General features: G+C 55.8%; 1 protein-coding gene. It reads left to right on the top strand.

Features of this window, described 5'->3' with window-relative positions:
• A partial coding sequence (locus tag ACPYOJ_RS35225) for a glycosyl hydrolase family 8 (protein ID WP_481420365.1) occupies positions 1–278 on the top strand: 278 nt, incomplete at both ends.

The raw sequence follows: 278 nt of genomic DNA on the forward strand, positions 1-278 counted from the left end.
GATTACATCAGTGAGAGCGGGCGTGTCATTGATCCCAGCGACACGCGCAAAATCACCACGTCGGAAGGGCAAAGCTATGCGTTGTTCTTTGCCCTGGCCGCGAACGATCGCAAAGCCTTTGATCAATTGCTGACGTGGACGCGCGACAACCTGGCCGGGGGCAATCTGAACGATAATTTGCCCGCCTGGCTATGGGGTCAGAAAGACCACGACAACTGGGCGATAATCGATACCAACTCCGCCTCGGATGCCGATGTCTGGATTGCATGGTCACTGCT

The sequence above is a fragment of the Rhizobium sp. SVR5-9E genome (genome assembly GCF_056755095.1).